The following is a 7,003-nucleotide window of genomic DNA, read 5'->3' on the forward strand; positions in this document are numbered from 1 at the left end:
GAATGTTCAACACGCCCTAATATGGGTCATTTATACTACAATTGTCCATTATATAACTGGTATCATAGTCTTGGTACTCAGGCTGAAATGTGACATATTAAGAAAAAGGATTGACAACATTCAATAGAGACTTTATAAGGCATATATATTGATGTGTTTTTAATACCCTTGCCTAAAAATGATAGGAGTTTGTCATGAGTGACGCTGATATTGACGACGATTTTGATGATGATTTTGTCGACGATGATGACGCAAAGATGGTTGAAGAAGCTGAGACAAGTGTACGTACGCGTTTAAGTAGTCTTGAGAAGCGTCGACTGATCGATAATTTGTTAGAAGAGAAGCGTTTGGCTAAAGAATTAAAAGATGATCTAGATGATATAGACAATTTTGATGAAGATGGTGATGATTGGGATGACGACGATTTTTAATTCATTGGCATCATTGTCTAAGCTGACTAAAGTCCTCTAATGATTGACCATCATCTAATCAGTCATATAGGTTGCCAGATGCTTATTACTTTTTATAAACGTGTGTAACCCGCTCTATTGAATGATATTTACGTTGTAAAGGCTGCTTGTTTTTCACTATTCAAGCAGCCTTTGTTTTAAAACCCTTTTGCCTTTAACCGATCGATCACTGTGATTGACGTTGGCTATCTCTCAAGGACTGTTAAGCCATGAATAACCAATTAAGTTTTGATGAACTGCTCGATTATTTGGACAACCAAGAGAGCCAGTTCGTGCTCGATAGTGTCGCCGCGCATGGGTTTTTGACAGCGACGGTCATTGGTCGCCCACTCCCTAACTGGATGGACGCGCTTTTTGAGGGTCATGTGAGTGAGATTCCAGAAAACGTCATCGATGGTATTCAGCGCTGGCGTGACTCGATCATGGCTGAGCTAAAAAACGAGACTCCGATTGAGCTGCCATTTGGTGAAGATGCTGGTGACGAAGAAGTGGCGGTTGATTTTTCAGATGAGTCAGATATTGTGGCTTGGTCGATTGGTTTTATTGATGCCATGTATGGCGATGAAGCAAGTGATTGGTTTGAAGACGAAGAGACAGCAGAAGACGTGGCTGTGTTGACCTTACCAATGATTGTATTAAGCGGCATTGATGATGAAGATCCAGAGCTAGAAGCAATGCGTCGCGATGAAGATAAGATGGTTCAAATGGCCAACAGCATCGAAGGCAATTTGACCGAGCTGTTTTTGTTGTTTCATACCAATGACTAGTCATTCTAAAAGACAGTACTGCTGATAGTACTGTCTTTTATTTATACTGCATCATGCAGCTCTGGTCATTCTTTTAGATACATTATAAGTCACCGATAAGGTCTTACTATGGCTGTGCAACTCTCCAATCTTGAACACTTACCTAATTATCAAATTACCGAGCGCTTAGATGTTGTGTATGGCAGTACGGTGCGCTCAAAGCATGTGGGCAAAGACTTGTTTGCTGGGCTAAAAAACATCGTTGGCGGCGAGCTGACCGCTTATACCGAGCTGTTAGAAGAGTCACGCCAAGAAGCGATCGATCGCATGATTGTCAAGGCAGAAGCGCTTGGTGCTGATGCTGTCGTCGGCTTGCGTTTCTCTACCTCTAGTATCGCACAAGGGGCTTCTGAGCTGTTTGTTTATGGAACAGCGGTCAAAGCGGTACCAGTATCGCAGCAGTTCCAGAACCCACCAAGCGATAATCACTATCCGTCCGGTCAAACACCCAACCCTCAAGTCCAGACTGCGCCAGAGGATTTACCGCGTTTTAATCCTTTTGGTTGATCTTAGCGCTTTAAAAGCTGTAGCACTAAAAACAACAATGTTAAAAACCGTAATGATTTTTATAATGAGAAACGTCCCATGAATGACTCACTCACGCAAGTGCTTATCAATTATGGGCCGTTTATCTTTTTATTCGCCGCTGGTTGGTTTTTTGGCTCACGTCACGAGCGTCAGCATTTGGCTCAGCTCAGCATAGAAGAGCAGGCGTTAGGGGATATTACAGTTTCAAGCGAGCGTTTCTACCGTCCTGAGCTGGCTGTCGGTAGTGAGGGCGAGCTGGTACTGGGCAGCGTGGTCATAGCTCAAGATTACTTTAAGATGATTATTGCTCGCGTGCTTAGTCTCTTTGGCAAAAACCTAACCACCTATGAGACCCTGCTTGATCGCGCGCGCCGTGAGGCAATCGTCCGTATGCGTACACAAGCGAAAGCTAAAGGCTGCACTCATATTTATGGTGTACGTCTAGAAGTCACTAACATCAACCAATTGGGCAGTATGGTAGAAGCCATTGCTTATGGCACGGCGGTCATCAGTACTGATCACACACCTATCGTTTCTGCTACACACACATCGCCTGCACGTGTACCTTCTGCACGTCCTAGCATCTCTTAATACCTTGTAGCACTGCTATTTAGATTCTCCTCTGTGGTTGTCGCAGCACAAAACCCAACGCTGACTGACCAGTAGTCAGAAAAATCAAATACATACACTTTTACAACGATATACTGACTTTCAATGTTTCGACATTTTTCGGGTGTATGTCAGTAGTGATGATTCCAAAAAGTGTTGTGTACAAAGTGTCGTATAAAAACGCTGACAATGTCGGTGGCTTTTACCCAAGATATCAGCAGGATTGGCTGATTGAGCATCATAACGTTGTCATAAACCTGCCCGTGTAAGGGTTCTATCTACAAGGATGTAGTTATGGAAGGTGTGGAGTTAGTCACGTTTGTCAATTCAAAAGTCATTCCCATTAGTATTTTTTTGATTATGATGGGAATGGGGTTGTCCTTAGTTACCAATGACTTTAAAAGAGTCGTCAAATATCCCAAAGCAGTCGCAATCGGACTGACCAATCAGCTACTATTTTTGCCATTGGTCGGTTTTGCCTTGGCAACTTTCATGTCACTCGAGCCTGAGTATGCCGTTGGCGTTATGCTGCTAGTACTGTGTCCTGGTGGCACGACATCTAACTTATTTACTTATTTGGCAAAAGGGGATGTCGCGCTTTCGGTCACGATGACGGCGATCGCCAGTGTTATCACCGTCTTTACCATTCCTATCGTGCTGAGTTTTTCGCTCGTGTACTTCATGGGTGCTGGTAGTGAGTTTCAGTTGCCAGTTGCCAAGACCATGATCAGCTTGATTACTCTGACGATACTGCCAGTTAGTATTGGTATGCTCATCAAACGCTATGCGGCAAGCTTCGCCGATAAGGCACAGGTGATGGTGTCTCGTTTTGGGGTGATATTTTTGAGCTTCTTGGTAATTTTCTTAGGATATGTGCAACGAGATATTTTGGTCGAGGCCTTAGTTGCCACTGGCCCTGTGTCGCTCATATTGAACGTATCGACGATGGCGCTTGGTTATTACACCAGCAAATGGTTCGGTCTAAATCCTGCGCAGAGAAGATCCATCACGATGGAGGTGGGGCTACAAAACAGTACGCTGTCGATGTTTATGGCATTGACGCTGCTCGCTAACTATAAGATGTCGTTGACTCCAGCTATTTATACGCTAATCATGTTCTTAACCGCAGGTATCATGGTCAGAGTATTTACCGCGCAACACAATAAAGCGAATAGAGTCGAAAGAGAAAATAGCGTATTGGCTGCAAGAAGAATGTAGTTTAATCAGAATGTAAGCCGCAGTGCATTGCTAAGTACGCAGTGCACGACCCAATAAAATAAGCCCACAATATACTTTCTATGATGAGAGTTATTGTGGGCTTTTATATTTATCATGGTTTCTTAAAGTGTGTGGGTTGATTCAATACGGATAGCAGCGCTCAACGCTAAAATCTGCGCCTGTCTACTTCTGCTCTTGCCTCAGCGGCCTGCTCTTTGACTCTTTCAATTTCAAACAAGAACGTGCGGTTTTTGAGTACCGCGACAAATACTACGCCGCCGACCGTATTACCCACCAGTACGATGATTAAAAAGATAAGATAGTGCCATAGGCTGACCGTATTGCCATACAACAATGCTGAAAACACTTCGATATTGCCAACGATACTGTGATGCAGACCCAAAAACCCGATACTACCAGTGATAATGGAAACCAAAACAATACGGCTAAGGGTATCGCGTGCAGATGTGACTAGCCATGCCGCCACGCCCATCATCCAACCTGCCAGTACCGCACTACCAAATATGACCCACCATTCAAACCCCAAGATATGCTCAGCGTAAGCATCGATAGCATGGTCGGTAAACAGATGCATATGCAGCCCCAAACCAATCATCAAGGCAGCAAACAAACAGCCACCGACGATATTACCAGCGATAACGATGCCCCATAGACGCAGCAGCTTATGCAGTGGTTCAATCTTGTTTAGCACAGGTAGACTGAGGAGGGAGGTCTGCTCAGTGAATAATAACGACTGACCAATCACCACGATAATAAAGCCGATCGGATAGAGCAGGGAGGACAGTACCATCGCGTAGCGACTCGGCAGCACATCATTAAGTAAGGCAAACGCCGATAAAATCACAAAAAAGCTGATACCAATCTCAAGCCCCGCCGTAAAGGCGCTGGTAAACAGTGAGCCAAGCGAGCGTTCAAAGGTTTCTTTGGCATGGATGACTTGCTCGACCAAGATACTGGCATAGCTTTTCGCTTGGCTTAGATTGTCATCACCGGCGACCTTTTTAATGGTTTCTTTGTCTTCGTCGCTGATTTCTTCTGGCAGGTCATCATTGTCTAAATCTTCGGTGGCCTTTATATGATCATCTGCGAGGCTATGCGTATGAATATCTATATCGTCGTCTTCTGGAGAGTGGCTGTGCTGTAGCGTGTGACTGTGCGCCATATTGTCTTTTTTATGATGATCGCTTGCATCGTCATCCTGAGATGAATGACTGGTGGTACTCACGCGCGCGCTATCTGGTAGGATATCCTGAGCATCCTGACGACGGCTTTGGTTAGGTCTGTTATTTTGGGACAAGGGTGACTCACTGTTGGTCGGCTGGTATATGGATAGAGCTGATACAACGCTATCGATGTTATTTTAGCGCATGACTGTGGTAGGTTCTGTTGAGTGTTTAACCAATTGCGGTTATTAATTGTTCGATAACGGCATGAAAAATGACCTTCAGGCTTTATAAATTGCCTTACCATCTAACAAAATCTGCCTATCTGCGTTAAAATCACTCTATTCATTATTTTCCTAATTTTTATATTCTCTTTAATTCAATTAACTTTGATCACATTCAATCAATAAAAGATAATGCCATTATGAGTAACCACAACCTAACTGCCTCTATTCAAGCGGCACTCAATCAATTAGAAAACGCCTATAACCCTGCACAAGTCGAGGCAGGCATGTATCAAGGCTGGGAAGAAAGCGGCTATTTTGCCCCAACATTTGATAAAGACGAGTCGTTCTCTATCGCGCTGCCACCGCCAAATGTCACGGGCTCGCTGCATATGGGTCATGGGTTTAACAATGCAATCATGGATGCGCTCACACGTTATCACCGTATGAATGGCGACAACACGCTGTGGCAACCAGGTACGGATCATGCCGGTATTGCAACCCAAATGGTCGTTGAGCGTCGCTTGGAGGCGCAAGGCATCCGCCGCCGTGATATGACACGTGAAGATTTCATCGATAAAGTGTGGGAATGGAAAGAAGAGTCGGGCGGCAGTATCACTAGCCAAATTCGTCGTTTGGGTAGCTCGGTTGATTGGTCACGTGAGCGCTTTACCATGGATGATGGTCTGTCTAACGCGGTAAAAGAAGTATTCGTACGCCTGTTTGACGATGGCCTTATCTATCGTGGTAAGCGTTTGGTCAACTGGGATCCAAAATTCCAAACTGCGCTGTCTGATTTAGAAGTAGAAAACCACGATGAAAAAGGTAGCTTGTGGCATTTCCGCTATTATTTCACGGACACAGAGCTGACCACGCAAGATGGCAAAAACTATCTGGTCGTCGCCACCACCCGTCCTGAGACACTCCTTGGTGATACGGCGGTCGCCGTCAATCCGAGCGATGAGCGTTATGCACATTTGGTCGGCAAAACCATTACTTTACCGATTACGGGTCGCGTCGTGCCTATCGTCGCTGATGACTATGTCGAGAGTGACTTCGGTACAGGCTGTGTCAAAATTACCCCAGCGCATGACTTTAACGATTATGAATTGGGTCGTCGTCATAGCTTGCCACTCATCAATATTCTCGATGAGCGCGCCAACATTTTGCCAGCGATGGAAGTCTATCCTGACTTGCAAACGCGTGAGCCAGAGCTAGAGACTACGCCTAGCGAGTACGCAGGACTTGAGCGTTTTGCCGCGCGTAAATTCCTTGTTGAGCAAGCAGGCGATCAGGGCTGGCTAGAAGACATTGAGGACTACGCACTCAAAGCCCCACGTGCTGAGCGTGGCGGTACGATCGTTGAGCCATGGTTGACCGATCAGTGGTATGTCGCCGTCAATAAGCTGGCGGGACAAGCGATTGATGCGGTCGAAGATGGTCGTATTGAATTTGTCCCTGCGCAGTACAAAAACATGTATATGGCATGGATGACTGACCTGCAAGACTGGTGTATCAGCCGTCAGCTGTGGTGGGGTCACCGGATTCCGGCCTGGTACGACGCCGAAGGCAACATCTATGTCGGCCGCAACGAAGACGAAGTACGCCAGAAGCACAATCTGGCCGCAGACCTGGAACTGAAACAGGACGACGACGTTCTGGACACCTGGTTCAGCTCCGCCCTGTGGACCTTNNCGTCAGCTGTGGTGGGGTCACCGCATCCCAGCGTGGTACGACGATGCGGCAGGTGAGGTATATGTCGCACGTAGCGAGGCGGAGGTTCGCACTAAATACAATCTCAGCGATGATGTGGTATTGCGCCAAGATGATGATGTACTTGATACGTGGTTTAGCTCGGGTCTATGGACCTTTAGTACACTAGGCTGGGCTGATCCGGCTGCGGATAAAAAGGTGCTAGAAACCTTCCACCCAACTAGCGTCTTGGTCACGGGCTTTGACATTAT

Annotated in this window: 6 protein-coding genes and 1 pseudogene; 6 read left to right on the plus strand and 1 reads right to left on the minus strand. The window is 45.9% G+C overall.

What is annotated here, in order from left to right; all coding sequences use genetic code 11:
- Window positions 1–194: 194 nt before the first annotated feature.
- The 5 genes from B3V51_RS08890 (at window position 195) to B3V51_RS08910 (ending at window position 3,631) form a co-directional block, all read left to right on the plus strand.
- Window positions 195–431: a PA3496 family putative envelope integrity protein gene (locus B3V51_RS08890; RefSeq protein WP_057761656.1), complete on the plus strand. Its 237-nt coding sequence runs from the start codon at window positions 195–197 to the stop codon at window positions 429–431.
- 248 nt (window positions 432–679) lie between these two features.
- Window positions 680–1,237 (plus strand): UPF0149 family protein, encoded by a 558-nt coding sequence (locus tag B3V51_RS08895; protein WP_212564159.1) that lies wholly within the window; start codon window positions 680–682, stop codon window positions 1,235–1,237.
- Window positions 1,238–1,345: 108 nt separating this feature from the next.
- Window positions 1,346–1,783, plus strand: a complete 438-nt coding sequence (locus tag B3V51_RS08900; RefSeq protein ID WP_186473610.1) for a YbjQ family protein — start codon at window positions 1,346–1,348, stop codon at window positions 1,781–1,783.
- Between the two features lie 78 nt (window positions 1,784–1,861).
- Window positions 1,862–2,395, plus strand: coding sequence for a YbjQ family protein (locus B3V51_RS08905; protein ID WP_212564160.1), 534 nt, complete (start codon window positions 1,862–1,864; stop codon window positions 2,393–2,395).
- 312 nt (window positions 2,396–2,707) lie between these two features.
- Window positions 2,708–3,631 (plus strand): bile acid:sodium symporter family protein, encoded by a 924-nt coding sequence (locus B3V51_RS08910; RefSeq protein ID WP_186473614.1) that lies wholly within the window; start codon window positions 2,708–2,710, stop codon window positions 3,629–3,631.
- A gap of 166 nt (window positions 3,632–3,797) precedes the next feature.
- Here the strand turns inward: B3V51_RS08910 and B3V51_RS08915 are convergent, their stop codons facing one another.
- Entirely contained in the window at window positions 3,798–4,949 is a 1,152-nt protein-coding gene (locus tag B3V51_RS08915) for a formate/nitrite transporter family protein (RefSeq protein WP_286708291.1), read from the minus strand.
- Between the two features lie 377 nt (window positions 4,950–5,326).
- Here B3V51_RS08915 and B3V51_RS08920 point away from each other — a divergent pair.
- Window positions 5,327–7,003: pseudogene (locus tag B3V51_RS08920) on the plus strand (valine--tRNA ligase); the annotation flags it as partial.

The organism is Psychrobacter sp. UBA2514 (assembly GCF_002341255.1).
Classification (GTDB): Bacteria; Pseudomonadota; Gammaproteobacteria; order Pseudomonadales; family Moraxellaceae; genus Psychrobacter; species Psychrobacter pacificensis.

Bases quoted from the DNA above. Each gene is read 5' to 3' on its own strand.
- B3V51_RS08890 (WP_057761656.1), top strand. From the start codon at position 195: ATGAGTGACGCTGATATTGACGACGATTTTGATGATGATTTTGTCGAC.
- B3V51_RS08895 (WP_212564159.1), top strand. From the start codon at position 680: ATGAATAACCAATTAAGTTTTGATGAACTGCTCGATTATTTGGACAAC.
- B3V51_RS08900 (WP_186473610.1), top strand. From the start codon at position 1,346: ATGGCTGTGCAACTCTCCAATCTTGAACACTTACCTAATTATCAAATT.
- B3V51_RS08905 (WP_212564160.1), top strand. From the start codon at position 1,862: ATGAATGACTCACTCACGCAAGTGCTTATCAATTATGGGCCGTTTATC.
- B3V51_RS08910 (WP_186473614.1), top strand. From the start codon at position 2,708: ATGGAAGGTGTGGAGTTAGTCACGTTTGTCAATTCAAAAGTCATTCCC.